Source organism: Microbispora sp. GKU 823, from assembly GCF_002027145.1.
Taxonomy (GTDB): Bacteria; Actinomycetota; Actinomycetes; order Streptosporangiales; family Streptosporangiaceae; genus Microbispora; species Microbispora siamensis.
In genome coordinates, this window is sequence record NZ_MWJN01000128.1 from 1 (window position 1) to 24678 (window position 24678).

The window sequence follows — 24678 nt, forward strand, 5'->3', positions numbered from 1 at the left end:
GGGCTCGGCCGCGGTCACGATCGGGGTGCGGCGCTGTCCGACGGCGGCGGGCAGGCGGAACCCGCGGTCGCGGCCCAGTCGCCGTCGGCCACCCCCGCCGCGACGTCACCCACCCCGCCGAGGAAGGTCTCGCCCAGTCCGTCGCCCCGGCTGTCCAGGACACCGTTCCCCAGGGCGTCTCCCACGCCGTCCACGCGCCGTGTCTACCGGAGCTACCAGGAGTGGCTGGCGGCCTTCGACCGCGCCGTGCAGGAGCAGGAGAGCCGGGGCGGCATCGAGCCGAAGCTGGCCAGCGAGGCCCACGAGGCGATCAGGAAGACGGCCAGGGACCTGTACAGAGGCCGGGGCGGGGACAGGGGAGACAAGGCCGCGCGGCGCGTCGGCGACCTGCTCATCAAGCTCCGGAGGGCGCACCAGACCGGCAGGCTCGCCGACGGCCCGCTGGTCGACTTCCTGAACGCCACCGGCCTCAGCGCGCGGGAGGACGACGACTGAGGTCCTCCACGGGCCCGACGTCGCGGGTCCACGAGCCCAGCACGAGCAGGGTCTTGGTGCCGGTCACGTCGCCGGCGCGACGCAGCCGGTCGATGACCTGCTGGAGGTGGCCGAGGTCGCGGACCCGGACGTGGATGAGCGCGTCCGGGTCGCCGGCGATGGTGAACACCTCCTGCACCTCCGGCACGTCCGTGGCGGTACGGACGATCTTGCCGACCGGGGTCGTGCCGGGATAGCGCAGTTCGGTGAACGCCTCGATGCCCCAGCCGAGCTTGGCGTAGTCGATCCTGACCGTGAAGCCCGTGATGACGCCGATCTCGCGCAGGCGGTCGACCCGCCGCTTCACCGCGGCCACCGACAGGCCGATCTCGGCGGCCATCTCGGAGAAGGTCCTGCGCCCGTCCTCGCGCAGCAGGCGCAGCAGCCGGTGGTCGATGTCGTCGATCTCCGCCATGGCACGCTCCCTCTCCAAACGGTGTCGGCGCAAGAAACAGTAGCGTCCAAGGCCTACTTTTCCTTATTCTTGCGTCTTTTCGATCGTTTCTCGCGTGATGCTTGCGCGTGCGCCCCGGATGTTGGTGTGCTGTGGGTCACCCCCCAACTCAGGAGGTACGCCCGTGTCCACGCCTCCCGTCTCGCTCGACGACAAGTACGCGGCCGAGCACGGCACCGTGCTGATCTCGGGCATCCAGGCCCTCGTACGGCTGACCCTGGAGCAGCGCCGCCTCGACGCCGAGCGCGGCCTGGACACGCGGGTCTTCGTCTCCGGATATCCCGGCTCCCCGCTCGCCGGCGTCGACCTGGAGATGGCGAGGGCCGCGCGGTTCCTCAAGGAGGCCGGCGTGGTGGCCCGGCCCGGCCTCAACGAGGAGCTCGCGGCCACGGCGGTCGCGGGCACCCAGCTTCTCGCCCAGGTTCCGGGCCGCCGGCACGAGGGAGTGACCGGGTTCTGGTACGGGAAGAACCCGGGCCTCGACCGGGCCGCCGACGCGATCCGGCACGGCAACCTCGCCGGCACCGCGCCGCTCGGCGGGGCGGTGGCCTGGATCGGCGACGACCCGGGCAGCAAGTCGTCGACCGTGCCCAGCTCCTGCGAGCCGATGTGCCAGAGCCTGTCGATGCCGCTGCTCGCCCCCGGCTCCGTGGCGGAGGTCGTCGAACTCGGGCTGCACGCGGTGGCGCTGTCGCGGGCCACCGGCCTCTGGGCAGGCCTGAAGATCGTCGCCGACGTCGCCGACGCCTCCGCCACGGTCGACGTCGGCCCGCTGCGGGAGGGCATCCCGGTGCCGGACCGCGCCGACCGCGGGGCGCCGCCCACCCTGGTCGGCCCTGCCTCGCTCGAGGCCGAGCACGACATGCTCACCCGCAGGCTCGGCCTGGCCCGCGAGTACGCCCGCGCGCACGGCCTCAACCGGGTCACCCACGACGCGCCGCGGGCCACGACGGGCGTGCTGGCGTCGGGCACCTCATACGCCGTGGTCCTGCGCGCCCTGGCCGACCTCGGCCTGGACGAGGCCGCGATGGACCACCTCGGCCTGCGGCTCATCCGGCTCGCCATGCCGTTCCCGCTGGCGTACGACGACCTCGCCGCCATGACCGCGGGGCTCGACCGGGTGCTCGTGGTCGAGGACAAGGTGCCGTTCCTGGAGGGGCACCTCAAGCAGGCGTTGTACGACACCGGGCAGCGCCCGGACGTCATCGGCCGGGAACTGCTCACGGCGCGCGGCACGCTCGGCGCCGAGGACGTGGCCGGGGCCCTCGTCACCTGCCTCGGCCCGGACCGGCTCCCCCGGCAGGCGGCCATCCTGTCGCCCGCCCCGTCCTCCGGCCGGGGAAGCGCCGCATGCTCCCGCTGGTCGCCGTCCCGCACGCCGTACTTCTGCTCGGGCTGCCCGCACAACGCCTCCACGCGCGCCTCCGACGACACGTTGGTGGGCGCGGGCATCGGCTGCCATGCCATGATCAGCCTTGGACGGGAACGGACGCGGCAGGCGGGTCGGCATGACGCAGATGGGGGGCGAGGGCGCCCAGTGGTTCGGCCTGGCCCCCTTCACCTCCGACCGCCACTTCACCCAGAACCTCGGCGACGGCACCTTCCACCACTCCGGCTCGCTGGCCGTGCGCGCCGCCGTCGCGGCCGGCGTCTCGATGACGTACAAGCTGCTCTACAACGACGCGGTGGCGATGACCGGCGGGCAGCGGGCCGAGGGCCGCCTCGACGTCCCGGCGCTGACGCGGTGGCTGGCGGCCGAGGGGGTGCGCCGGGTCGTGGTCACCACGCCGGAGCCGGAGACCTACCGGGGCGTCCGGCTTGCGCCGATCGCGTCCGTACGGCACCGCGACGACCTCCCGGCCGTGGAGAAGGAGCTCGCCGCGGTCGACGGGGTGACCGTGCTGATCCACGACGACCGCTGCGCGGCCGAGGAGCGACGGCTGCGCAAGCGCGGCAAGCTGCCCGCCGCGCCGGCCAGAGTGGTGATCAACGGGCGCGTGTGCGAGGGCTGCGGCGACTGCGGGGACGTGTCCACCTGCCTGTCGGTGCAGCCGGTGGAGACCGAGTTCGGCCGCAAGACCCGCATCCACCAGGCGTCGTGCAACTCCGACCTGAGCTGCCTCAAGGGCGACTGCCCGTCGTTCCTGCTCGTCGAGCCTCGCCCGCAGCCCCCGCGTGCGGTGCCCGAGCCGCCGGTGGCGCTGACCGAGCCCGTGGCGCGGTTCCCGGAGCGCTCGGTGCTGCTGCGGATGCCCGGCATCGGCGGCACCGGGGTGGTGACCGTCTCGCAGATCCTGCAGATGGCCGCCCACCTCGACGGCCTGCACGCCGCCGGCCTGGAGCAGACCGGCCTGGCGCAGAAGGGCGGTCCCGTCGTCAGCGACGTGCGGATCTCCCCGCAGCCGATCACCGGCTCGGTGCGCGCCGCCCGCGGCACCGCCGACGTCCTCCTCGGCTTCGACGTCCTCGGCGCCGCCGCGGACGACACCCTCGCCGTCGCCTCGCCCGGGCGTACGGTCGCCGTCGTGAACACCGCGATCGTGCCGACGGCCGCCATGGTGACCGGCCGTGCCGCGCTCCCCGGGCCTGAGGACGCGGTCGCCCGCATCGCGTCGGCCACCGTGCCCGAGACCGGCCTCCACCTGGACGCCGGAGCGCTGTCCGAGGCGTTGTTCGGCGATCACATGCCCGCCAACCTCGTGCTCGTCGGCGCGGCCTACCAGCACGGCTGCATCCCGATCTCGGCGGACGCGATCGAGCAGGCCATCCGCCTCAACAAGGCCGCGGTGGAGCAGAATCTGGCGGCCTTCCGCTGGGGGCGCGCCGCCGTGATCGACCGCGAGGCCGTGTTCCGGGCCGCGATCCCGCAGCCGGTGGCGCCGCCGGCCCCGGTGCCGGTCGACGCCGGCGCGACCGGCGAGCTGGAGGAGACGCTGGCCGTGCGCGTCGCCGACCTGACCGGCTACCAGAACGCGGCCTACGCCCGCTCGTACGAACGGGACGTGCGCCGGGTGGCCGCGCTGGCCGCAGAACGGGCGGGGGAGGAGGCCGGCCTGCGCATCGGGCTCGCGTACGCCCGGGGGCTGCACAAGCTCATGGCGTACAAGGACGAGTACGAGGTCGCCCGGCTGCACCTCGACCCGGTGGAGCGGGCCCGGCGTGAGCGGGAGTTCGGCCCCGGCGCCGCCGTGTCGGTGCTGCTGCACCCGCCGCTGCTGCGCGCGATGGGCCTGAAGCGCAAGATCAGGCTGCGCCGGTCGGCCGGCGTCGTGTTCCGCGGGCTGCGGGCCGCCCGTGTGCTGCGCGGCACCGCGTTCGACGTGTTCGGGCACGCCGCCGTCCGCCGGGTGGAGCGTACGCTGGTCGTGGAGTACCGCGAGCTGGTGACTCGCGCGCTCGGCCGGCTCACCCCGGCGACCGCCGCGGCCGTCGCCGAGATCGCCGCCCTGCCGGACCTGATCCGGGGGTACGAGGACATCAAGCTCGCCCGTGTCGCGGAGTTCCGCGACCGCGCCGCCACCCTTCTCGCCGAGCTGAACGAGCCCGTCCTCCAGGAGTCACCGTGACCGTCGACCGTCTGCTGCCCGGCCCGGACGCCCGGGACCTCATCGAGCTGACCCGTGAGATCGCCGACAAGGAACTCGCCCGCCGCGTCGACGAGCACGAGCGCGCGGAGACCTACCCCGAGGGGCTGTTCGCCACGCTCGGCGCCGCCGGGCTGCTCGGCCTGCCCTACCCGGAGGAGCACGGCGGGGGCGGCCAGCCGTACGAGGTGTATCTCCAGGTGCTCGAGGAACTGGCCGCGCGGTGGGCCGCCGTCGCGGTCGCGGTCAGCGTGCACACCCTGGCGTGCCTGCCGCTGGCGGTGTACGGCACGCCGGAGCAGCGGGAGCGCTGGCTGCCGGACATGCTGGCCGGGCGGCTGATCGGCGGCTACAGCCTGTCGGAGCCCCAGGCCGGGTCGGACGCCGCGGCGCTGAGTTGCAAGGCCGAGAAGACCGAGGGCGGCTACCGGATCACCGGCACCAAGGCGTGGATCACCCACGGCGGCCGGGCGGACTTCTACGCGCTGTTCGCCCGCACGGACTCCGGCCCGCGCGGCGTCTCCTGCTTCCTCGCCCCGGGCGCCGCCGAGGGCCTGACCTTCGGCCGCCCTGAGGAGAAGATGGGCCTGCACGCCGTCCCCACCACGACGGCCCACTGGGACGGCGTGCTGATCGACGCCGACCGCCTCATCGGCGCGGAGGGCCAGGGCCTGCCCATCGCCTTCGGCGCGCTCGACTCCGGCAGGCTGGGCATCGCCGCCTGCGCCGTCGGCCTCGCCCAGGCCGCGCTCGACGAGGCCGTCGCGTACGCCAAGGAGCGCGAGGCGTTCGGCAAGAAGATCATCGACCATCAGGGGCTCGGCTTCCTGCTCGCCGACATGGCCGCAGGCGTGGACTGCGCCCGGGCGACGTACCTCGACGCGGCCCGCCGCCGCGACGCCGGCCTGCCGTACAGCAGGCAGGCCAGCGTCGCCAAGCTGGTCGCGACCGACACCGCGATGCGGGTCACCACGACGCGGTCCAGGTCTTCGGCGGGTACGGCTACACGCGCGAGTTCCGCGTCGAGCGTTACATGCGCGAGGCGAAGATCATGCAGATCTTCGAAGGCACCAACCAGATCCAGCGCCTCGTCATCAGCCGCCACCTCGCCCGCTGAAGTCGTCCGGGCAGGATGAGCGGCGCGTGGGAAGCCGCGCACCCCCGTCGGTGTTCTTACCGATCACAGCGTACTGTTAGGCGCGTTATATCCGCCTATGAGTCTTTTGGGGGAATTGTGGCGAAGCCGGTTCTGCAGATCGTCATCGCGAGCACCCGCCCGGGCCGGACGGGGCTGCCGGTCGCGGAGTGGTTCCACGAGCGCGCGGTGGCCCAGGACGCCTTCGAGGTCGAGCTCGTCGACCTGGCCGAGGTGAACCTGCCGTTCATGGACGAGCCCAACCACCCCCGGCTCCGGCAGTACGTCCACCAGCACACCAAGGAGTGGAGCGCGACCATCGAACGCGGCGACGCGTTCGTGTTCGTCACCCCGGAGTACAACTACGGCTTCAACGCCGTGCTCAAGAACGCCATCGACTACCTGCACCACGAGTGGCAGTACAAGCCGGTCGGCTTCGTCAGCTACGGCGGCGTCTCGGCGGGCACGCGGGCGGTGCAGATGCTCAAGCAGGTCGTCACCACGCTGAAGATGGTGCCGGTCTTCGAGGCGGTCTCCATCCCCTTCGTCACCCAGTTCCTCGACGAGGAGGGCCGGCTGCAGCCCAACGACGTGATGAACACGGCGGCGGACACGATGGTGGACGAGCTGGCCCGGCTCGCCACCGCGCTGCGGCACCTGCGCCCCGCCGCCTGACCCTCAGGAGAGCAGCGCGCCGGTCTCCGGATCCCGCTCGGTGAGGCAGTAGATTCCGCCGGCCGGGTCGCGCATGACGATCCAGTGCCGCCCCCGCGCCACGAACGCCGCGCCGTGCCGCTCGTGCAGTACGCGAGCGGCCTCGGTGTCGGCGCAGGCCAGGTCGACATGGGCCGACCGGCCTGAGCCCTCGCCGAGCCGCTGCAGGAGGATCCGCACCGGCATCCCCGGCATCGCCAGCACCGTGAACTCGGGCAGCGACCCCCGGCGCGGGGGCCACCCGGTCAGCGCCGCCCAGAACGCGACCTCCTCCTCGTACGCGCCGGGCGCGATGTCGAGGCAGACCTGGTCGAGGCGGGTGCCGGCGAACACGGGCGGCCGCCGGGCCGCCCCCTCCCAGGACACCAGGCAGAACGCCCTGCCCTCGGGGGAGCGCAACACGACCCAGTCGCCGTGATCGGCGGCGATGTCGGCGCCGAGCGCCACCGCCTCGGCCACGGCGGCCCGGACGTCGTCCACCTCCAGATCGAGATGGGCGCCGCCACCGCCGCCCACCGCCTGGAGCTTCACGCAGGCGTCGCCGGACTCGGGCAGCAGCGTGGCGAACTCCCCGTCGTCGCCCCGGCGGGGGGACAGGCGCGTGCCGGTGACGGCGGTCCAGAACGCCGCGGCCTCCTCGAACCGTTCGCGTGGCCGGTCCACGAAGGCCAGCACCCGTCGCAACGCCATCAGGAAACCTCCTCGAACAGCGGGAGCAGCGCGCTCGCCAGGTCCGCCGGGGCGCGGTAGACGACCCCGGTCATGCCGAGCACCCGCGCCGCGTCGACGTTCTCGGCCCGGTCGTCGACGAACAGGCAGCGCTCCGGCGGCACGCCCGCGTGCCGGGCGGCGATCTCGAAGATCCTCCGGTCGGGCTTGGCCACGCCCACGTCGTAACTGCTCACGACGTGGTCGAAGGCGTCGTGAAGCTCCAGCTCGCGCAGGTGGGCGGCCAGTTCCGAGGTGGCGTTGCTGACGAGCACGACGGGGACGCGGGCGCGCGCCCGCATGAGCAGCGCGAGCACCTCCTCGTCCGCCCAGGTGCGGGCGGCCACCCAGTCGTCGGTCAGCGCGCTCGCCCGCGCGGCCGAGCCCACCAGCCCGGCGAGGACGGGAACGGCCGAGGCCAGCCACTCCTCGCGGGTCACCAGCCCGGTCAGGGCCGGGACCACCAGGGCCGACTCGCCGGTCACCCGGGCGACAGTCCCCGGTTCCACCCCGTACGCCCGCTCGATCTCCGCCTGCTGCTCGAGATCCTGAAATTTGAGTACGCCGTCGAAGTCGCACAGCACCGCGTCGAATGGTCTGATCGCCACCGTCCGAGCCTACGGTCAGGCGAGGGTGGGATGACCGCCTGGCAGGCGTCGCCGAGCGTGATCACGCGGCCGCTGCTCCGTCGGGGGCCTCGACTTGGAGGATTGCCAAAACATCTCGCCAGCATGAGGCCGCCGTCGCGGGGGATGGGCGGATACATGGGAGACCCGGCAGCCGAGGGGAGTGGCCGATCATGATGCCGAGGGCTCCGGCGGGCGGCGCGCCGCCGTGATCGTCACGGTGGTTCTCGGCCTGGCGGCCGCCGCCCTCCTCGGCCTGGGCTGGGTCGCGCAGCAGCACGTTGCGTACACCGAACCGCTGGGCGAGATGCTGCACGTGCGCCTGCTGTTCGACCTGGCACGCAAGCCGGTGTGGCTGGCCGGCATTGCCACGATGGTCGGCGGGCAGGTCCTCGGCGCGCTGGCCCTGCGGCGTGCCGACGTGGCCTCCGTGGAGCCGCTCCTGGCGACCAACCTCATCTTCGCCCTCACCGCGGCGGCCCTGTTCTACCAGGAGCGCCTGGGTGCGGCGGAGTGGCTGGGCGCGGTGCTGGTCAGCGGTGGCGTCGCCGCCTTCCTCCTGGCCGGGCGTCCCCACGGGGGAGGGATGCCGGCGTCGGGCTCCGTGGTGTGGATCGCCGTGCTGGCCGTGGCGGGGGTGGCCGCGGGCATGGTCGCGGTGGCGCTGCGGTCGCCCCTGCAGACCAAGGCGATGCTGCTCGCCGCCGCGGCGGGGGCGTTGTACGGCCTTCAGGACGCGCTGACCCGCGGGTCCCTGCTGATCCTGGCAGGGGGACCGGTGGCGCTGTTCACCTCGTGGGAGCCCTACCTGCTGCCCGTGATCGCGGCGACCGGCATCCTGCTCAACCAGAGCGCGTTCGACGCCGCGCCGCTGCGGATCTCGCTGCCCGCCACCACCGCGACGGAGCCGATCATCGGGATCGTGCTGGGGGTCGTGATCTTCGGCGAGCGCCTGCGTGTCGATCCCCCGGCTCTCGCGGGAGAGGTCGGCGGGCTGGTGGCGCTCGTTGTGGGCATCGTCATCCTCGGCCGCTCGCCGTTCCTGGCCAAGTCGGAGCAGGGGCAGCAGGCCTCGCGCGACCGCGAGTGAATGAAACGTGCACGGCATTCCCGGCCGCCTCCGCCCACGGCTCGGTCGTCGACCCGGCCTCCCGCGTCCCCGGCGCGTGGAAGGCGATCGACGTCCGCGGCAACTTCACGATCAAGCTGTGGGACCAGGCCGGCCACGGCGCCGACTACCTGCTCGCCGTGGTCTACACGATCTGGCAGGCCTCGCACATGGACCAGACGTTCTTCTTCTGCAGCGACGTGAACTTCACGGGCTGACGATCACGCAGGCGGGTCCCGCCGGACGTCGTCCGGCGGACCGCCTGCGCGGGTATCACCGGGCGGGCGCGCCGTGCGCCTCGCCCACGTGGGCCGCGGTGGTGCGCGCGGCGGCCGCGGTGGTGCGGTTGTCCGGACCGGGCAGGTCGCGGCTGAAGGCGTAGACGGCCGCGGCGGTGGCGATCGCGCCGCTGTTCAGCGCGAGCGCCTTGTCGTTGATGTTGGCGATGGTGTCGCAGGCCTGGTGGTAGCAGGAGTCGTACGCCTGGCCGGCGGTGCCGCCGAACAACGCCTGCTCCTCGGGCGTCTTGACGCCCTCGGCGCCGGTGAACGTCCCGCCGGCCGGGATCCCGGCCTCGATGAACGGCCCGTAGTCCGACCGTCCGTCGAAGTCGGTGCCGTTGTGGCCCTGACGGAGCGTGTCGAAGTACTTCTCGAAGAGCTTTTCGATCTCGTCGGAGCCCGCCGGGCCGGGACCGGCGCCGGTGGCGTCGGAGTCGTCGCCGTCGTAGATCTTGAGGGCGTAGTTCGGCGAGGCGACCATGTCGAAGTTCAGGTACAGCTTGATCTTCGCCAGGTCGGCGGGGGACAGGCTCGCGACGTAGTGCTCGGAGCCGAGCAGGCCCAGCTCCTCCGCGCTCCAGAAGGAGAAGCGCAGCCTGTTCCTGGTCGGGATCTTGCCGAACGCGGTCGCGACCTCCAGGATCGCGGCGCTGCCGGAGCCGTTGTCGTTGATGCCGGGCCCCGCAAGCACGCTGTCCAGGTGCGCCCCGAGCTGCACCACCTTGTTCGGGTCACCCCACCGGGAGTCGGCGATGACGTTGTGGGTCTTGCGGATCTCGCTGGTGGTGTCCGTCTTCACCCGTACGGACGTCCCGGCGGCGGACAGTTCCTGGCCGACCGCGAAGCTGACGCCCACGGCGGGGATGTGCACGGTGGGCTCGCCCAGCGTGCCCTGCAGGGTGTCGGTGCGCCCCGGCTGGCCCTCGTTCATGATGATCACCGCGGACGCGCCCGCGGCCTGCGCGTTCTCGGCCTTCACCTGGAAGGTGCAGGTGCCGCGCTGCACCAGCGCGACGGCGCCAGCCGGGAAGCCGGCGAAGTCGGCGGCCTCGCAGCCGGAGGTCGACGAGCTCGGCGTGGGGCCGGGGGGAAGCATGAGGTCGACGTTCCGGACGGGCGCTGTGACGTCTCCCGAGCCGGAGTAGGTCATCGTGGCGAAGTCGCCGACGCTGCTGCCGTCCGGCGGGGTGGCCGCGTACGTCTTGGGGGATGGCGCGGTCCGCTGCAGGACCGCGGTGGAGTTCTCCTTGAAGAACGGGAAGTCGAACTCCTGCAGGGTCACCGTGTAGCCGGCCTTCTTCAGCACCCCGGCGACGTAGTCGCGGGAGGCCGCGAAACCGGGGGTGCCGGCGGCGCGGGTGCCGCCGTTGGCGTTCGCGATGTCCTGCAGCTTGCGCAGGTGTTTCTTCACCGCCGACGCGACCACCGTCTGCGCGATGGCGGCGGGGTCGGGGTCGGCGTTCGCCGGCGCGGTCGGCAGGAGGGGAAGCACGAGGGCGGACGCCGCGGTGGCGACGGCGGCCCGCATGCCGAGCGAGGCGCGCATTGGGCTCTCCTTCGGGTCCAATGACGGTCCGAAACGGTCCAGTGGTCAGGCCCCCCGATGGACACTGATCGGGAACCTAACCGGGTTTGACCGATCCGGGAAGGACCTGTTTTCTGGCCTGCCGGGGTATTGCGCGGGCCCCGTCGCCGTACGCCGCGTACGTGTGCTCAGCGGTCGGTCGCCCAGTCGAGCAGCGTCTCGGCGGTGTCCCAGCGGCGGCTGGCGACGTCCTCGCCGAGGATGATCCCGATCAGCCGGCGGCCGTCCCGGTCGGCCGCGAACGCCAGGCAGAACCCGGCGGCGTTCGTGGAGCCGGTCTTCACGCCGATCGCGCCCGGCAGGCCGAGCATGTGGTTGGTGTTGTACCAGTCGTACCGGCCGTCCTCGGTCGAGTGCTCGCTGGTCGAGGTGACCTTCTTGAAGACCGGGTTCCGCAGCGCGATCTCCGCGAGCCTGGCCTGGTCGCGAGCGGTGGAGTAGCCGTCGCCGTGGGACGTCGGGAGCCCGTCGGCGTTCACGTACAGGGTGTCGTTCAATCCGAGTTCGCGCGCGGTGGCGTTCATCTTGTCCACGAATCCGGGCACGCCGGGGCCGTACACGCGGGCCAGGGCGTGCGCCGCGTCCGCGCCCGAGGGGAGCAACAGGGCGTACAGCAGTTCGCGGACCGGCAGGGTGTCGCCGGGCTCGAGGTCGGCCGTCGATCCGTCGTTGTCCCAGGCGTACTCGACGTCCTCGCGCTTGATCGTGACCTCGTCGTCGAGGTTCGCCTCGCGCAGGACGATGTACGCGGTCATGATCTTGGTCAGGCTGGCGACCGGCATGCGCTCACCGGCGCGCTTGTCCAGCAGTTCCTGCCCGGTCGTGGCGTCCAGGAGATAGACGGCCCGCCCATGCACGTGCGGCGCCGCGTACGCGTGCGCGGAAAGGTCCTGGGTCAGGCCGGAAGCGGCCAGGGCGGGAGGGGCGAGACTTGGCGACGCCACCCCCGTGACCAGGGCAAAGGCGGCCATGGAGACACCAAGAGAAAGTTTCCGAGCGAACATGCGAATCAGCGTGCCATGACTATTCGGGCTTTTCGGGCGAAAGTTCGCAAAATATCAGCAAAGCGCCCCAACGTATGTGACGAAAGAGGTTTCGTGTGGCTCGTCGGGTAATCGGCCGGGATCGTCCCCCTTGTTCCGCTGACTGGGACCGCGCTCCGCCCAGCGCGGGGCGGGGGTCACCATGACGCCGACACCCCGACATACCGACACGCCGAAACGAGAACGGGAGAAGCGCATGGGAACTCCGGTCATCGTCGATGCCGCGCGGACGCCGTTCGGGCGCCGGGGCGGATGGCTTTCCGGGCTGCACGCGGCCGAGTTGCTCGGCGTGGCGCAGCGCGGGACGCTGGAGCGCCTCGGCCTCGACCCCCACCTGGTCGAGCAGGTCATCGGCGGCTGCGTCACCCAGGCGGGCGAGCAGTCCGGCAGCGTCACCCGTACGGCCTGGCTGCACGCGGGCCTTCCGGAGGAGACCGGGGCCACCACCATCGACAGCCAGTGCGGGTCGGCCCAGCAGGCGGTGCACCTGATCGCCGCACAGATCGCGGCGGGGGTGATCGACGTCGGCATGGCCTGCGGCATCGAGGTGATGTCCCGGGTGCCGCTGATGGCCAACGTCGGCGAGGGCGTCGGCAGGCCCCGGCCCGAGTCCTGGGACCGCGACATGCCCGCCCAGTACGTGGCCGCCGACCGGATCGCCCGCCGCCGGGGCTTCACCCGCGAGGGAATCGACGCCTTCGGCCTCCGTTCCCAGGAGCGGGCCGGGCGGGCGTGGGCGGAGGGCAGGTTCGACGGGCAGATCATCCCGGTGACGGTGCCCGCCGACGACGGGCCCGCGACCGTCACGAGGGACCAGGGGCTGCGCGAGACCAGCATGGAGGCGCTGGCCGGTCTCAAGCCGATCCTGGAGGGCGGCCTCCACACGGCGGGCACCGCCTCGCAGATCTCCGACGGCGCGAGCGCGGCCGTGCTGATGGACGAGGAGCGGGCCCGGGAGCTCGGGATTCGCTCGCGCGCCCGCATCGTGGCCCAGTGCCTGGTCGGCGCGGAGCCCGAGTTCCTGCTCGACGGCCCGGTCAGGGCGGCGGAGAGGCTGCTCGCCCGCACCGGCATGAAGATCGCCGACATCGACCTGTTCGAGGTCAACGAGGCGTTCGCCTCGGTCCCCATGTCGTTCGCGCAGGTCCACGGCGTCGATCCGGGCCGGCTCAACGTCAACGGCGGCGCGATCGCGATCGGTCACCCCGTCGGGGCGACCGGCATCCGCCTGATCGCCGCCGCGATCGCCGAACTGGAGCGGCGCGACCAGGAGACGGCGATGGTCGCCGTCTGCGCCGGCGGCGCGCTGGCCACCGGCGCGATCATCCAGCGGCTCTGACAAACCGGGCTGCTGGAGCTGATACGGCCGGCCCGTCAGCCGCCCAGTACGGCGGGGGCGAGGCGGGCCCGGTGCCAGGCGGCGTCGCCGAACAGCTTGGCCGCCGAGTGGGCTCGCTTGAAGTACAGATGCGCCTCGTGCTCCCACGTGAAGCCGATGCCGCCGTGCAGCTGGATGGTCTCGGCCGCCACGGTGGAGAACGCCTCGGCGCAGTACGCCTGCGCCGCCGCGGCCCGCACCGGCAGGTCGGCGGCGTCCTCGGCGAGCGCGCGGGCCGCGTCGTAGCTGACCGACCTGGCCGACTCGACCAGCACGTACAGGTCGGCCAGACGGTGCTTGACCGCCTGGAACGAGCCGATCGGACGGCCGAACTGCTCCCTGGTCTTCACGTACTCCAGCGTGATCTCCAGGCAGCGCGACGCGCCGCCGAGCTGTTCGGCGCTCAGCGCGGTCGCGGCCACGGCGAGAAGGCGCTCCAGCACGCGGTGCCCGTCGGCGGTCAGGAGCCGCGCCGGGGCGCCGTCGAAGACCACGCGTGCCTGCGGCCTGGTCCGGTCCAGCGTGACCAGCGGCTCGACCCGAAGGCCCGAAGCGCCGGCTTCGACGGCGTACAGACCGAGACCGCCCTCTGGGGTGGCGGCGGGCACGACGAACAGGTCGGCGCGCGCGCCGTCGAGCACGTGCTCCTTGACGCCCGTCAGCCGTCCGTCCGCCACGCGGGCGCGGATCGCCGCCGGGTCCCATGTCCCGCTCTCGGCCCAGGCCAGCGTGCCGACGCGGGTGCCGTCGGCGATGCCGGGCAGGTCGCCGGTCGCGCCGCTCGCCAGCAGCGCGCCGGCGGCGAGGACGGCCGAGCCCAGGTAGGGCACCGCGGCGAGCGTGCGGCCCAGTTCCTCGCACACCACGTGGGTCTCGGCGTACGAGAAGCCCGCCCCGCCGTGCTCCTCGGGTACGGCCAGGCCGAAGGCGCCCACCTGGTCGGCGAGCAGCCGCCAGGCGGTCTCGTCGTACTCCGGTGTCGCGTCGGGCGCGGGGCGGGCCGGGGGATTGCGCTCGAGCAGGGCGCGGACGGTGCGCCGCAGCTCCTCCTGCTCCTCGGTGGTGAACATAGCCTTCATTCTAACAACTGTTTGGTAGAGTGCTAGATGTGAACAGGAGCGAGACGTTCAGGGCAGAGGTACGGGCCTGGCTGGAGGACAACCTGTCGGGCGAGTTCGCCGGCGCCAGGGGGCTGGGCGGGCCCGGCCGCGAGCACGAGGCGTTCGACGTACGGCTGGCCTGGGAGCGGCACATGGCCGAGGCCGGCTGGACCTGTCTGGGCTGGCCCGAGCAGTACGGCGGTCGGGGGGCGAGCGTCGAGGAGCAGGTCGTCTTCCACGAAGAGTACGCGCTGGCCGGCGCGCCCGCCCGGGTCGGCCACATCGGCGAGAACCTGCTCGGCCCGACGATCATCGCGTTCGGCACCGACGAGCAGCGCGCCCGCTTCCTGCCGCCGATCGTGGCCGCCCGGGAGCTGTGGTGCCAGGGCTACTCCGAGCCGAACGCCGGCTCCGACCTGGCCAACGTGCAGACCCGCGCCGAGCCGGACGGCGACCGCTGGCGGGTCACCGGCCAGAAGGTGTGGACCTCCCTGGCCATGGAGGCCGACTGGTGCTTCGTGGTCTGCCGCACAGAGCCGGGCTCGGCGCGCCACCACGGCCTGTCCTACCTGCTCGTGCCCATGCGGCAGGAGGGGGTGGAGATCCGGCCCATCGTCCAGATGACCGGGACGAGCGAGTTCAACGAGGTGTTCTTCGACGGCGCGGTGACGGACGCCGCCAACATCGTGGGCGCGCCCGGCGACGGCTGGAAGATCGCCATGGCGACGCTGGGCTTCGAGCGCGGCGTGGCCACGCTCGGCCAGCAGGTGGGCTTCCGCCGCGAACTGGAGGCGATCATCGCGCTGGCCCGCAGGACGGGCGCCGTGGACGACCCCTTGCTGCGCGACCGGCTCGTCCGCTCCTGGATCGGCCTGGAGGTCATGCGGCTCAACGCCGTACGCACGATGGCCGGCATCGCGGCGGGCGCGCCCGGCCCGGAGTCGTCCATCTCCAAGCTGGTGTGGGGCGTGTGGCACCGCGAGCTCGGCGAGCTGGCCATGGACGTGCTCGGCGCGGCCGGCATGATCGCCGACGGCCCGCCGTACGACCTGAGCGACGAGCAGCGGCTCTACCTGTTCTCCCGGTCCGACACCATCTACGCGGGTTCCAACGAGATCCAGCGCAACATCATCAGCGAGCGCGTGCTCGGCCTGCCCCGCGAACCCCGGTAGCGGATACGTATTCCTGCCGATGTGCCGGACGGGCCGCGGTCTCTACCGTCGAGGGCGCCGACGAGACCCCGAGGTGAGCCATGCGCATGCCGGGCGTGTTCCTGTCCGTGTTCCTGTCCGCCCTCCTGACGACCTCATCCCTCACCGTCACCTCCGCGGCCGCCGAGGCCGTGACCAAACCCCCGCCGTCCGCCGTCGACGTCGTCTACCAGCGGGCCCACTTCGGCCCCGGTCTGCGGGAAGGCGTGAAGGCGGGCAGCACCCTGTCCTTCGCCGCCCCCGTGGGCACGATCTCCTACACCGACGCGCTCGGCACGAAGACCTGGGAGTACGCCCGGTGGACCGGTCCCGAGCGGCCCATCGGGTTCGCCGCCACCGAGCTGGTGGCCTCCTGGAACGCCGACGTGCCCGGCGGGAGCTGGCTGCAGGTCGAGATGCGCGGCCGCCACCCCGCCGGGCAGACGAAGTGGTACGTGCTCGGCCGCTGGGCGTACGGCGACGAGGACATCCGCCGCACGTCGCTGTCCGGGCAGCGGGACGCCGACGGCACCGTCTCGGTCGACACGTTCGTGGCCGCGGCGGGCAAGGCGATCACCTCCTACCAGCTGCGCGTCACGCTGTACCGCGCGCCGGGCTCGGCCGTGACGCCGGTCGTGCGCGCGCTCGGCGCGATGGCCTCCGCGGTGCCCGACCGGGCGACCGTCCCGGTCAGCCCCGGCGGCATCGCCTGGGGCGTCGAACTGCCGGTGCCCCGCCGCTCGCAGAACGTCCACGAGGGCCACTACCCCGAGTGGGACGGCGGGGGAGAGGCGTGGTGCAGCCCGACCTCGACCACCATGGTCCTCGGCTACTGGGGCAAGTGGCCCAGCAAGCAGGACACCGCCTGGGTCGACCCCTCCGACCCCAACCCCGAGGTCGACTACGCCGCCCGGTACACCTACGACTACGCGTACGAGGGGGCGGGCAACTGGCCGTTCAACGCGGCGTACGCGGGACGGTACGGTCTTGAGGGGTTCGTCACCCGGCTCCGCTCGCTGACCGAGCTCGAGCGGCTGATCCGGGCCGGCATCCCGGTCGTCACCTCGCAGTCGTTCAAGGCCGAGGAACTGCCCGGCGCCGGATACAGCACCAACGGCCACCTCATGGTCATCATCGGCTTCACCGCCGACGGTGACGTGATCGCCAACGACCCCGCCTCGCCGGACAACGACGCGGTCCGCCACGTCTACCCGCGGGCCAACTTCGAGAACGTCTGGCTGCGCAGCACCGGCAGCGGCGGGATCGTGTACGTCATCCACCCGAAGAACCACCCCCTGCCGCCCACCACCCCGGGGCTGCCGGCGAACTGGTGAGAATCGGGCCGGGCCCGGCGGTGCACGGCCGCGGGTCCGGCCTCCTATAGTTAGTCAGGTGACTGACTCGACGAGTGCCCGGGTGAGGGCCGCGAGCGCCAAGCGGCAGCGGCTCATGGCCGCCGCCGCGCAGGTGGTGCACCAGCAGGGCGCGGAACGCACCACCATCGCCGACATCGCCCGCGCCGCCGACGTCCCGGTGGGCAACGTCTACTACTACTTCAAGACCAAGGACGAGCTCGTCGCCGCCGCGCTGGCCGAGCACGCTCGCCACCTGCGAGATCTCACCGAACGGCTGGAGCGGCTGCCGGACCCCCGGGAGCGGCTCAAGGGCCTCGTGGAGACGTGGGTCGGCCAGCGCGACCTCGCGGCCCGGTACGGCTGCCCGACGGGCACGCTCGCCGCCGAGCTGGACAAACGTGACGAGGGTGGCCTGGACACGGAGGCGGGCAAGGTCATCAGGCTGCTGCTCGACTGGGTCGAGCAGCAGTTCCGCGCGCTCGGCCTGCCCGAGCCCGACGGCCTCGCCCTGACCCTGGTGGGCGCCTACCAGGGCATGTCGCTGCTGGCCAACGCCCTGCGCGACCCCCAGATCATGACGCGCGAGGGGACCCGGCTGATCGGCTGGCTCGACTCACTGCATGCCTGAACCCGCAGCATGCTGCGCGAGCAGCGTGGTCAGCGCCGCGGTCCGCGCGTCGTCCCACCCGTCCGGCGGCGCGATGCGTGCCCACGCGGCGATCACCTCGCCGTCGTAGTCGTGGCCGTGCCCCGGCGGCGCGTCGAGGGAGAACACCAGGTCGGCGGTGATCTGCCAGAACGTCACGAACGGATACCACCGGATCCAGGGCAGCACGTCGTCGCCGCGCCGCTCCTCCAGCCAGTCGGGCCGGGTGAGGACGAGCCGGGGCGTCCACCACACGATCGGGTCGGAGGGATGCTGGAGGTAGACGACCCGCGGCGCGTTCCAGGGTGACGCGGGCGTGTCCAGGTCGGAGGGGCGGTTGGCGAAGCGCACGGTCTCGCCGCCCCGGTAGACGGGCAGCGCCTCCCTGCTGCCCGGGTCGCGGCCGTCGACCAGCCGCCGCCACAGCGCGCTGCTGTCCGGCGGCCCGACGAACAGCGCGCCGTCGGTGCGCTCGCGCAGGTCCCGGTCGCCGCCGAACGCCGACTCCGCGCCGAACGCCCCCAGGCTCTCCCCGAAGACCAGCAGCTTGGGCCGGTGACCGGCGGGCAGCGCCGACCAGCGGGCGTACACCTGGTCGAACAGCTCGCGCCCGGCCGCCCTCGCCCGCTCGCGGTCCACGAGGAACGACAGCCAGCTCGGCAGGTAGGAGTACTGCATGGAGACCAGCGCGGTGTCGCCGCCGTACATGAACTCCAGGGCGGCGGCCGCCTGCGGATCCACCCAGCCGGTGCCGGTCGTCGTGATCACGCAGAGCACGTCGCGGCCGAACGCGCCGGTCCGCTCGAGTTCCCGTACGGCCAGGGCGGCCCTTTCGCGTGTGGTCGCGGCGGAGTCGAGCCCCGCGTAGACGCGGATCGGGGCGACGGCGGGCCGCCCGCTGAAGCGGCTCAGCTCGCCAACGGCAGGCGCGCCCGCGACGAAGGCGCGGCCCTCCAGACCGAGGGACGCCCAGGAGACCAGCGAGGAGGGGCTGCCCGACAGCGTGGCCGCCGCCGGCGGGGTGATGCCGGGGGCGGTCTCGGTGTTGATCGCGGCGAAGCTGCGGTCGGCGCCCTTGAGCAGGGCCTCGGTGAGGATCCCGTCGGTCAGGAAGACGGCCAGCACGCCCACCCCGAGCCCCGCGGCGAACTGCGCGGCCGTCGCGGGGAACCACCGCCCGAGAAAGCGGCCCAGCGCCCGCGCCGCGATCCGCAGCGCACGGGCGGCGGCCAGCAGGGCCAGGAACAGGGCCGCCGCGATCAGCGGGACGCCCAGGTAGCCGAGCCGCTCCGGCGGGTCCAGCCCCATCAGCACGTAGATGTCCCGCTGCGCGCGCACGCCCAGGACCAGCGAGGCGGCGCCGAGACCGCAGCCGAATGTCGCGACCAGGCGCCGGACCCGCCGCCGTCCCTTGCGGTTCCACGCCGCACGCCACCTCACCGGGAGCCATGCCGCGGCCGGGCGTACGAGCGCGCTGACGCTCACTCCCACCAGATATCCGGTGGCGGTGAGCACGCCCGCGATGATCCCCTGCAGCGTCCAGGGACGGGGCAGCAGCGACGGCGTGAGGGACAGGGAGAAGAAGGTGGCGGCGAGGACGATCCCGGCCGTGTCCAGCGGCGCGTTGAGACGCAGCCGCCGTCTTTCCCCCATCAGGTCCCCGATCCGCTCCGATGGCCTACGGAGCAGGCAGGCTATCAAGGTAACGAACAGGTCACGGCGCGGGTGGGGGCACGTCCCGGTCATCGGGAGCGGTCCGATCCGGCCCCGGGCCGCGCCGATAGCGTCCCCGCGTGAGCGGAGCGATGAAATACGCCGTGCTGGCCCCCGTGGCGGCGAACACGACCGCCGACCCCGAGTGGATCGCCGGCTTCGCCCGGCATGCCGAGGCGTGCGGGTTCGAGTCCGTCGTGGTGGTCGAGCACACGGTGGTGATGAGCCGCTACTCCAGCGTCTATCCGTACGACAGCTCGGGCCGGATGGAACTGCCGGACGACTGCGACATCCCGGACCCGCTCGACCTGCTCGCCTTCCTGGCCGGCCGTACGAGCGAGATCGGGCTGGCCACCGGCGTCCTGGTGCTGCCCAACCATCATCCGGTCGTGCTGGCCAAGCGCCTGGCGACCGTGGACGCGCTGTCTCGGGGCCGCCTGCGGGTCTGCGTGGGCATGGGCTGGATGAAGGAGGAGATCGAGGCCTGCGGCGCCGACTTCGCCACTCGTGGCCGCCGGGCCGACGAGCAGATCCGCGTGCTGCGCGCGCTGTGGGCGGGCGGCGGCCCGGACGGGGTCGGCCACCACGGCGAGTTCTTCGACTTCGACGGCGCGATGACCTATCCCAAGCCGGTCCGCGGCGCGGTGCCCCTCCACATCGGCGGGCACAGCGTCGCGGCGGCCCGCCGCGCCGGACGCCTGGGCGACGGCTTCCAGCCGCTGGGCGTCGTGGGAGACGACCTGCGCCGGCTGCTCGGCGTGATGCGCGCCGAGGCGGAGGCGTGCGGCCGCGACTCCGAGGCGCTGGAGCTCACCCTCGGGCACATGGTCTCCCGCATCACCCCGGAGAAGGCCGCCTCGCTGGCCACGCTGGGAGCGAACCGGATCCTGCTGTCGCCCACCCCCACGGCCGACCTCGCGGCGGCCACGGAGGAACTGTCCGCCTGCGCCGCCCGCCTCGGGCTGAAGGCGAGATGAACGGCGTGACGGCGGCCGACGCCGCCGCACTGACCGACCTCGTGGCGCAGTACGCGTTGTACGCCGACGAGCGCGACTTCGCGCACCTGACCGGCCTGTTCACCGAGGACGGGGTGCTCGTGCTGCCGGACCCGCCGCGCGCGCTCGGCCCGGTTCTCGCCCGCACGGGCCACGAGGAGATCGCCGCCGCGATGACCGCGCTGGAGAGCCTCACGATGACCTTCCACGCGCTCGCCGGGCAGGTCTTCGAGCCCGGGCCGGAGCCCGGCACCGCCACGGGCGCGGTGGCCTGCGTGGCCCACCACCTGTCCGTACGCGACGGCGCGCCGTCCGACCTGGTGTGGCACCTGCGGTACGCCGACACCTACCGGCGGCACAACGGCGCCTGGCGCATCACCCGCCGCGAGGTGCGGATCGAGTGGATCGAGACCAGGCCGGTGCGGCGCGTACGCGGCCGGGAGGGGGAGCGATGACCGTCTCTGCGATGACCGTCTCTGTGGCGACCGTTTCTGTGGTGACCGGGGGCGCGCTGGGCATCGGCGGCGCGGTCAGCCGCAGGCTCGCCCGCCGGGGCGACCTGGTGGTGCTCAACGACATCGACGCCGAGGCGGCCGAGGAGACCCGCCGCGCCATCGAGGCCGCCGGCGGGCGCTGCGTCACAGTGATCGGCGACGCGAGCGACGAGGAGACGGCCGGCCGCGTACGGGACGCCGCGCTCGAGGCGGGAGGCGGCCGGGTGGACGTGCTGGTCAACAACGTGGGCGACTTCCGCCCGGCGTCCAGGACGTTCCTGCGCAGCACCCCCGCGCAGTGGCAGCGGCTGTACGAGCTGAACCTGCGGCACGTGTTCACGCTGACCCACGCCATCCTTCCGGTGATGGTCGAGCAGGGCTCCGGCTGCGTGGTGAACAACTCCACCGTGGAGGCCTTCCGCGGCATCCCCGGCCATGCCGTCTACTCCGCGTACAACGCGGGGGTGTCGGCCTTCACCAAGAGCCTCGCCGTGGAGGTCGGCCGCTACGGCGTGCGGGTCAACGCGATCGCGCCCGACCTGGCCGACACCGAGCAGACTCCGGCGAGCGCGATGCTGCGGGGGCGCGACCCCGGGCTGATCCCGCTGTGGGTGCCGCTCGGCCGGTTCGGCGAGCCCGACGACTACGCCGCCGTCGTGGAGTTCCTCGCCTCAGACGAGGCGCGGTTCGTCACCGGCCACACCATCCCGGTGGACGGCGGCACGCTCGCCGCCTCCGGCTGGTACGGCCGGGCCGACGGCAAGGGCTGGACCAACATGCCCGACCGCCCCTGAGGGCTCAGCCGGGCTGGAGGACCCCGAAATCGCCGACCGCCATCGTCATGCCGAACACCCGGGAGGCGATCAGCCAGCCCTCGGGCGTGCGCTCCCAGCGGTCGTCGTACTCGCCGAAGCACTCGTAGAAGCGGCCCTCGTACGCCCCGGCGCCCTGGTGGTACACCCGCGCGTACGTCAGCGACCTGGCGCGGTCGCCGTCGATCTCGACGCGGTGGTTGCCCAGCAGGTGCTGGGAGGGGCCGCAGCCGCCGAGGTGAGCCCGGATCGTGGCGACGATTTCCGCCCGGCCCGTGCGGCGGTAGCCGGTGGCGTCCGGGGTGAAGACGGCCGCGACCGCGTCCCAGTCGCGCCGGTCGAGCGCCGCGGCGAAGGCGGCGAGCCGCTCGACGATCTGCCGCCGGTCGTCGTCCGTCATGCCCGCTCTCCGTTCGAAACAGGAGCGGAGACGCCGCTCGCGAGCAGGGCGGGGGACTCGGGGCGGCCGTCGAGCACCCGGGCGGTGCGGGTGACGATCCGCCAGCCGCTGTCCGTGCGGCGCAGCGTCCAGTGGTTGGCCGTCGCCCGGCGGAGCGCGAAGCCCCCGTCCCCGTGGGTGACCATCAGCGAGTAGGAGACCGCCGTCGCGTCGTCGCCCGTGACGGTCACGTGCGGCGGGCCGACGAAATGCGCGCAGCCGCCCGCGATCCAGCCCTGGTGGGCGTCGGAGCGCACCATGGCCGCGATCCGGGCCCGCCCGCGCATGAGTAGTTCGTCCACGTCGTACACGCCGTCCGCGTCCCACAGCCCGGCGACGGCGTCCGCGCTGCCGCTGTCCACCAGCGGGCCGTACGACAGGATGAGCCGGGTCACCTCCCGCTCGTCCTCCAACGCGCGGGTGCGTTCCTCCAGGCGGGCCAGCCGCCGTTCGATGTCGGTCCCGGTCGTCGTCGTGTCAGCCATCGGTCCTCCCGAAGTCCACGCCCATCGCGGAGGCGAGGTCGCGCAGCGCCTCCAACTGCTCCCGGTAGTGGTCCGCCGAGGTCGCGGCGAGGGTGACGCCGGCGACGGTCGCGCCGGCGTCGCGCACCCGCTCCAGCGCGCGCCGCGCGGCGTCCGGGGCTGCCTGGGGATCCACCGGCCGGCCCGCCGCCAGCACGACGTCGAAGGCGTCCGGCAGGTCCGCCTCGCGGACCATCGACGCGAGCGTCTCCAGGGGCAGTCCGAACGGCACCCACCCGTCGCCGTACGTCGCGGCGCGGCGCAGCGAGCGCGGAGTGCGTCCGCCGATCCACAGCGGCACCCGGGGCTGTACGGCGTGCGGCTCCACCACGAACCCGGAGAAGTCGTAGAACTCGCCGTGGAACTCCGGCTCACGCTGCGACAGCGCGGCGCGCAGCGCCGCGATCGCCTCGTCGGCCCGTGCCCCCCGGCCCTCGAACGGCACACCGAGCAGGTCGAACTCCTCCTTGAGGCTGCCCACGCCGAGGCCCAGCGTGAGCCGCCCGCCGCTGAAGCGGTCGAGCGTGCCGTACCGCTTGGCGATGGCGAGGGGGTGGTGGTAGCCCAGCACCAGCACCTGCGTGACCAGCCGGATCCGCCGGGTGCGCGCCGCGAGGTAGCCGAAGGTCGCCAGCGGATCCCAGTAGACGGCGCCGCGCTCGGCGGCGATGCCGGCCGGGACGGCCACGTGCTCACTGCAGGTGAGGTGGTGGTAGCCCAGCCGGTCGGCGGTCTCCGCGATCCGGGCCAGGTCGTCCACGCCGGCCTCGCGTTCCCACTCGGAGTGGATCCCGGGCAGCCGGACCACGACAGGACTGACGATGCCGATCCGCACCCGCGTACCTCCACATCAGGAACATGCTTCGCAGAAATCTTTCTAGTGGAGGTCGACACCCCGGCCGCCGCTCGTCCCGCTGACCGGAACCGGACACGAGGCAGCAGAACGGGATGTCTCTTCCCCTCTTCCCAGGGGCGTGATGCATTGCTACATTCCGAGGCAAGAATTCATTTCAGTTTTGGGAGGTGTGATGACCGCTCTCCGTGCCGAGCACGAGGCGACGGCGCCCGCTCGACGAGAGCTGCCGCCGTCGATGGTCGAACGGATGACGCTGATCATGGACGCGTTCACCGGTCGCTCCACCCGTCTCACGCTCGAGGACGTGGCCCGCTGCACGCACCTCCCGCGCTCGACGGCTCATCGCATCCTCGACCAGCTCGTACGGCTGAACTGGTTGGAGCACACGTCGTTCGGTTACAGCCTGGGCAAGCGGGCGCTCGGGCTCGGCGGCCGGGACGGCAGCCACGGCGAGATCCGGGAGGCCGCCGCGCCGCTGCTGCACAACCTGCAGATCAGGACCGGGATGGTCGTCCACCTTGCCGTGCTCGACGGCGCCGAAGTGTTCTACCTCGACAAGGTCGGCGGCCGGTTCGCCCTGTCGGTGCCCTCCCGCGTCGGCGGCCGGGCCCCGGCCCACTGCACCGCGCTCGGCAAGGCGATCCTCGCGTGGCTGGAGCCTGAGCAGGTCGAGGCGCTCATCGACGGGCACATCAGCCGCCTGACCAACCGGACGATCGGCGACATCGGCACCCTGCACCAGGAGCTCAACCGGATCCGGCAGCGGCGCGGGCTCGCCTTCGAGCGGGGGGAGTGCTTCCCCGACATCTCCTGCGTCGCCGCGGCCGTGCGCGGCCACGAGGGGCCGGTGGCCAGCATCTCCCTGGTGGGCGACGCCCGGACGCCGCTGGAGAAGGTGGCCCCGCTCGTGGTCGACGCCGCGCGGCAGGTCTCGCTCGCCCTCTTCCCCGACCTGGACTCCCAGCGCAGGTCCCGGGCCGTCCACCGCGTGCCGGACCGCACCTGGTCCCCGGAGACCATGAATCGCCTGCTCGCCGTCGGACAGAACGGCGACTGGCTCTGAAGCGGCCCACACGCCACCCGCTGAAGTGATCGGCCGCATTCGGCCTGACCGCATCTAAATTCGCAGCCGCTGGGCTCTTATGTGGGTCGGGTGGTAGGTGAAGGCCCAGCGGTCGGTGCCTTCTTTGCGGCGGGTGTAGCGGTGGGGGGTGGCGGTAGCGGTCGCGGTTGTGGAACTGGCAGGCGGGGGCCGAGCAGTTTCAGGTCGGTGAGGCCGCCGGTGCTCCAGTTGTCGGCGTGGTCGATCTGGCACATGGTGGCGGGTAGGGGGCAGCCGTCGATCCAGCAGGTGGCGTAGCGGGCGAAGATCGCGCGTCGTTGGGCGGGGGTGGCCAGGCGGAC

Annotated in this window: 23 protein-coding genes and 2 pseudogenes; 14 read left to right on the forward strand and 11 right to left on the reverse strand. The window is 72.8% G+C overall.

Going from position 1 to position 24678, the window contains the following annotated elements:
* Nucleotides 1-495, forward strand: a pseudogene (locus tag B1L11_RS47530) (hypothetical protein); the annotation flags it as partial.
* Here the strand turns inward: B1L11_RS47530 and B1L11_RS39425 are convergent.
* Both B1L11_RS39425 and B1L11_RS53110 read right to left on the reverse strand, forming a co-directional pair.
* On the reverse strand, nt 470-949 hold the full coding sequence (locus B1L11_RS39425; RefSeq protein ID WP_079320336.1) for an Lrp/AsnC family transcriptional regulator: 480 nt from the start codon (nt 947-949) through the stop codon (nt 470-472). The pseudogene B1L11_RS47530 and the gene B1L11_RS39425 sit on opposite strands and share 26 nt — an antisense overlap.
* A gap of 63 nt (nt 950-1012) precedes the next feature.
* Nucleotides 1013-2455: a hypothetical protein gene (locus tag B1L11_RS53110; protein ID WP_256863278.1), complete on the reverse strand. Its 1443-nt coding sequence runs from the start codon at nt 2453-2455 to the stop codon at nt 1013-1015.
* Between the two features lie 41 nt (nt 2456-2496).
* Between B1L11_RS53110 and B1L11_RS53115 the strand changes: the two genes are divergently transcribed.
* The 3 genes and pseudogenes from B1L11_RS53115 to B1L11_RS39440 all read left to right on the forward strand — a co-directional run bounded on the left by B1L11_RS53115 (nt 2497) and on the right by B1L11_RS39440 (nt 6382).
* Nucleotides 2497-4554 (forward strand): DUF6537 domain-containing protein, encoded by a 2058-nt coding sequence (locus B1L11_RS53115; protein ID WP_256863279.1) that lies wholly within the window; start codon nt 2497-2499, stop codon nt 4552-4554.
* Nucleotides 4551-5689, forward strand: a pseudogene (locus B1L11_RS39435) (acyl-CoA dehydrogenase family protein). The gene B1L11_RS53115 and the pseudogene B1L11_RS39435 overlap by 4 nt, the downstream one beginning before the upstream one ends.
* 117 nt (nt 5690-5806) lie before the next feature.
* The gene (locus B1L11_RS39440) at nt 5807-6382 is read left to right on the forward strand and encodes an NADPH-dependent FMN reductase (RefSeq protein ID WP_218671590.1); all 576 of its coding nucleotides are present in this window, start codon (nt 5807-5809) and stop codon (nt 6380-6382) included.
* Nucleotides 6383-6385: 3 nt separating this feature from the next.
* On the opposite strand, the gene B1L11_RS39445 is transcribed toward B1L11_RS39440, so the two are convergent.
* Entirely contained in the window at nt 6386-7111 is a 726-nt protein-coding gene (locus B1L11_RS39445; protein WP_079320338.1) for a VOC family protein, read from the reverse strand.
* Nucleotides 7111-7737 (reverse strand): HAD family phosphatase, encoded by a 627-nt coding sequence (locus tag B1L11_RS39450; RefSeq protein WP_079320339.1) that lies wholly within the window; start codon nt 7735-7737, stop codon nt 7111-7113. The genes B1L11_RS39445 and B1L11_RS39450 overlap by 1 nt, the downstream gene beginning before the upstream one ends.
* A 181-nt stretch (nt 7738-7918) precedes the next feature.
* On the opposite strand from B1L11_RS39450, the gene B1L11_RS39455 reads away from it, so the two are divergent.
* Together B1L11_RS39455 and B1L11_RS53120 are read left to right on the forward strand one after the other, a co-directional pair.
* Nucleotides 7919-8845, forward strand: a complete 927-nt coding sequence (locus B1L11_RS39455; protein ID WP_218671591.1) for a DMT family transporter — start codon at nt 7919-7921, stop codon at nt 8843-8845.
* Entirely contained in the window at nt 8842-9081 is a 240-nt protein-coding gene (locus tag B1L11_RS53120; protein ID WP_079320340.1) for a hypothetical protein, read from the forward strand. Before B1L11_RS39455 ends, B1L11_RS53120 begins: the two co-directional genes overlap by 4 nt.
* 55 nt (nt 9082-9136) lie before the next feature.
* On the opposite strand, the gene B1L11_RS39465 is transcribed toward B1L11_RS53120, so the two are convergent.
* Both B1L11_RS39465 and B1L11_RS39470 read right to left on the reverse strand, forming a co-directional pair.
* Nucleotides 9137-10690 carry a M28 family metallopeptidase gene (locus tag B1L11_RS39465; RefSeq protein WP_079320341.1) on the reverse strand — a complete coding sequence of 518 codons (1554 nt, stop codon included), beginning with the start codon at nt 10688-10690 and terminating at the stop codon, nt 9137-9139.
* A gap of 167 nt (nt 10691-10857) precedes the next feature.
* The gene (locus tag B1L11_RS39470; RefSeq protein ID WP_239109300.1) at nt 10858-11700 is read right to left on the reverse strand and encodes a D-alanyl-D-alanine carboxypeptidase family protein; all 843 of its coding nucleotides are present in this window, start codon (nt 11698-11700) and stop codon (nt 10858-10860) included.
* Between the two features lie 268 nt (nt 11701-11968).
* On the opposite strand from B1L11_RS39470, the gene B1L11_RS39475 reads away from it, so the two are divergent.
* Complete coding sequence (locus tag B1L11_RS39475; protein WP_079320343.1) at nt 11969-13111, forward strand: steroid 3-ketoacyl-CoA thiolase; 1143 nt, start codon at nt 11969-11971, stop codon at nt 13109-13111.
* A 35-nt stretch (nt 13112-13146) separates the two neighbouring features.
* Here the strand turns inward: B1L11_RS39475 and B1L11_RS39480 are convergent, their stop codons facing one another.
* Complete coding sequence (locus tag B1L11_RS39480; protein ID WP_079320344.1) at nt 13147-14220, reverse strand: acyl-CoA dehydrogenase family protein; 1074 nt, start codon at nt 14218-14220, stop codon at nt 13147-13149.
* Between the two features lie 38 nt (nt 14221-14258).
* Between B1L11_RS39480 and B1L11_RS39485 the strand changes: the two genes are divergently transcribed.
* From B1L11_RS39485 to B1L11_RS39495, 3 genes are all read left to right on the forward strand, one after another.
* The gene (locus B1L11_RS39485; RefSeq protein WP_079320345.1) at nt 14259-15422 is read left to right on the forward strand and encodes an acyl-CoA dehydrogenase family protein; all 1164 of its coding nucleotides are present in this window, start codon (nt 14259-14261) and stop codon (nt 15420-15422) included.
* An 80-nt stretch (nt 15423-15502) separates the two neighbouring features.
* Nucleotides 15503-16774 (forward strand): C39 family peptidase, encoded by a 1272-nt coding sequence (locus B1L11_RS39490; protein WP_079320346.1) that lies wholly within the window; start codon nt 15503-15505, stop codon nt 16772-16774.
* A 58-nt stretch (nt 16775-16832) separates the two neighbouring features.
* Complete coding sequence (locus B1L11_RS39495) at nt 16833-17423, forward strand: TetR/AcrR family transcriptional regulator (RefSeq protein ID WP_079320347.1); 591 nt, start codon at nt 16833-16835, stop codon at nt 17421-17423.
* On the opposite strand, the gene B1L11_RS39500 is transcribed toward B1L11_RS39495, so the two are convergent.
* A complete protein-coding gene (locus B1L11_RS39500; RefSeq protein WP_079320348.1) occupies nt 17409-19094 on the reverse strand; it encodes an alpha/beta-hydrolase family protein in 1686 nt (561 codons plus the stop codon). The genes B1L11_RS39495 and B1L11_RS39500 overlap by 15 nt on opposite strands.
* 140 nt (nt 19095-19234) lie before the next feature.
* Here B1L11_RS39500 and B1L11_RS39505 point away from each other — a divergent pair, with 140 nt between their 5' ends.
* Genes B1L11_RS39505 through B1L11_RS39515 form a run of 3 tightly spaced genes read left to right on the forward strand, consistent with a single transcriptional unit; the run spans nt 19235 to nt 21437 of the window.
* Nucleotides 19235-20131, forward strand: coding sequence for an LLM class F420-dependent oxidoreductase (locus tag B1L11_RS39505; RefSeq protein ID WP_256863280.1), 897 nt, complete (start codon nt 19235-19237; stop codon nt 20129-20131).
* Nucleotides 20128-20604, forward strand: coding sequence for a nuclear transport factor 2 family protein (locus B1L11_RS39510; protein WP_079320350.1), 477 nt, complete (start codon nt 20128-20130; stop codon nt 20602-20604). The genes B1L11_RS39505 and B1L11_RS39510 overlap by 4 nt, the downstream gene beginning before the upstream one ends.
* An 11-nt stretch (nt 20605-20615) precedes the next feature.
* Nucleotides 20616-21437, forward strand: coding sequence for an SDR family NAD(P)-dependent oxidoreductase (locus B1L11_RS39515; protein WP_218671592.1), 822 nt, complete (start codon nt 20616-20618; stop codon nt 21435-21437).
* Between the two features lie 4 nt (nt 21438-21441).
* Here B1L11_RS39515 and B1L11_RS39520 read toward each other — a convergent pair whose 3' ends face one another.
* Genes B1L11_RS39520 through B1L11_RS39530 form a run of 3 tightly spaced genes read right to left on the reverse strand, consistent with a single transcriptional unit; the run spans nt 21442 to nt 23253 of the window.
* Complete coding sequence (locus tag B1L11_RS39520) at nt 21442-21855, reverse strand: nuclear transport factor 2 family protein (protein ID WP_079320352.1); 414 nt, start codon at nt 21853-21855, stop codon at nt 21442-21444.
* On the reverse strand, nt 21852-22379 hold the full coding sequence (locus B1L11_RS39525; RefSeq protein ID WP_079320353.1) for a nuclear transport factor 2 family protein: 528 nt from the start codon (nt 22377-22379) through the stop codon (nt 21852-21854). The genes B1L11_RS39520 and B1L11_RS39525 overlap by 4 nt, the downstream gene beginning before the upstream one ends.
* Nucleotides 22372-23253 (reverse strand): LLM class F420-dependent oxidoreductase, encoded by an 882-nt coding sequence (locus B1L11_RS39530; RefSeq protein ID WP_079320354.1) that lies wholly within the window; start codon nt 23251-23253, stop codon nt 22372-22374. The genes B1L11_RS39525 and B1L11_RS39530 overlap by 8 nt, the downstream gene beginning before the upstream one ends.
* Nucleotides 23254-23446: 193 nt before the next feature.
* On the opposite strand from B1L11_RS39530, the gene B1L11_RS39535 reads away from it, so the two are divergent.
* Nucleotides 23447-24337 (forward strand): IclR family transcriptional regulator, encoded by an 891-nt coding sequence (locus B1L11_RS39535; protein WP_079320355.1) that lies wholly within the window; start codon nt 23447-23449, stop codon nt 24335-24337.
* Nucleotides 24338-24678 lie beyond the last annotated feature (341 nt).

Coding starts and splice junctions, on each gene's coding strand:
- B1L11_RS39425 (WP_079320336.1), bottom strand. CDS start 949: ATGGCGGAGATCGACGACATCGACCACCGGCTGCTGCGCCTGCTGCGC.
- B1L11_RS53110 (WP_256863278.1), bottom strand. CDS start 2,455: ATGGCATGGCAGCCGATGCCCGCGCCCACCAACGTGTCGTCGGAGGCG.
- B1L11_RS53115 (WP_256863279.1), top strand. CDS start 2,497: ATGACGCAGATGGGGGGCGAGGGCGCCCAGTGGTTCGGCCTGGCCCCC.
- B1L11_RS39445 (WP_079320338.1), bottom strand. CDS start 7,111: ATGGCGTTGCGACGGGTGCTGGCCTTCGTGGACCGGCCACGCGAACGG.
- B1L11_RS39465 (WP_079320341.1), bottom strand. CDS start 10,690: ATGCGCGCCTCGCTCGGCATGCGGGCCGCCGTCGCCACCGCGGCGTCC.
- B1L11_RS39470 (WP_239109300.1), bottom strand. CDS start 11,700: ATGGCCGCCTTTGCCCTGGTCACGGGGGTGGCGTCGCCAAGTCTCGCC.
- B1L11_RS39475 (WP_079320343.1), top strand. CDS start 11,969: ATGGGAACTCCGGTCATCGTCGATGCCGCGCGGACGCCGTTCGGGCGC.
- B1L11_RS39480 (WP_079320344.1), bottom strand. CDS start 14,220: ATGTTCACCACCGAGGAGCAGGAGGAGCTGCGGCGCACCGTCCGCGCC.
- B1L11_RS39490 (WP_079320346.1), top strand. CDS start 15,503: ATGCGCATGCCGGGCGTGTTCCTGTCCGTGTTCCTGTCCGCCCTCCTG.
- B1L11_RS39500 (WP_079320348.1), bottom strand. CDS start 19,094: ATGGGGGAAAGACGGCGGCTGCGTCTCAACGCGCCGCTGGACACGGCC.
- B1L11_RS39510 (WP_079320350.1), top strand. CDS start 20,128: ATGAACGGCGTGACGGCGGCCGACGCCGCCGCACTGACCGACCTCGTG.
- B1L11_RS39515 (WP_218671592.1), top strand. CDS start 20,616: ATGACCGTCTCTGTGGCGACCGTTTCTGTGGTGACCGGGGGCGCGCTG.
- B1L11_RS39520 (WP_079320352.1), bottom strand. CDS start 21,855: ATGACGGACGACGACCGGCGGCAGATCGTCGAGCGGCTCGCCGCCTTC.
- B1L11_RS39525 (WP_079320353.1), bottom strand. CDS start 22,379: ATGGCTGACACGACGACGACCGGGACCGACATCGAACGGCGGCTGGCC.
- B1L11_RS39535 (WP_079320355.1), top strand. CDS start 23,447: ATGACCGCTCTCCGTGCCGAGCACGAGGCGACGGCGCCCGCTCGACGA.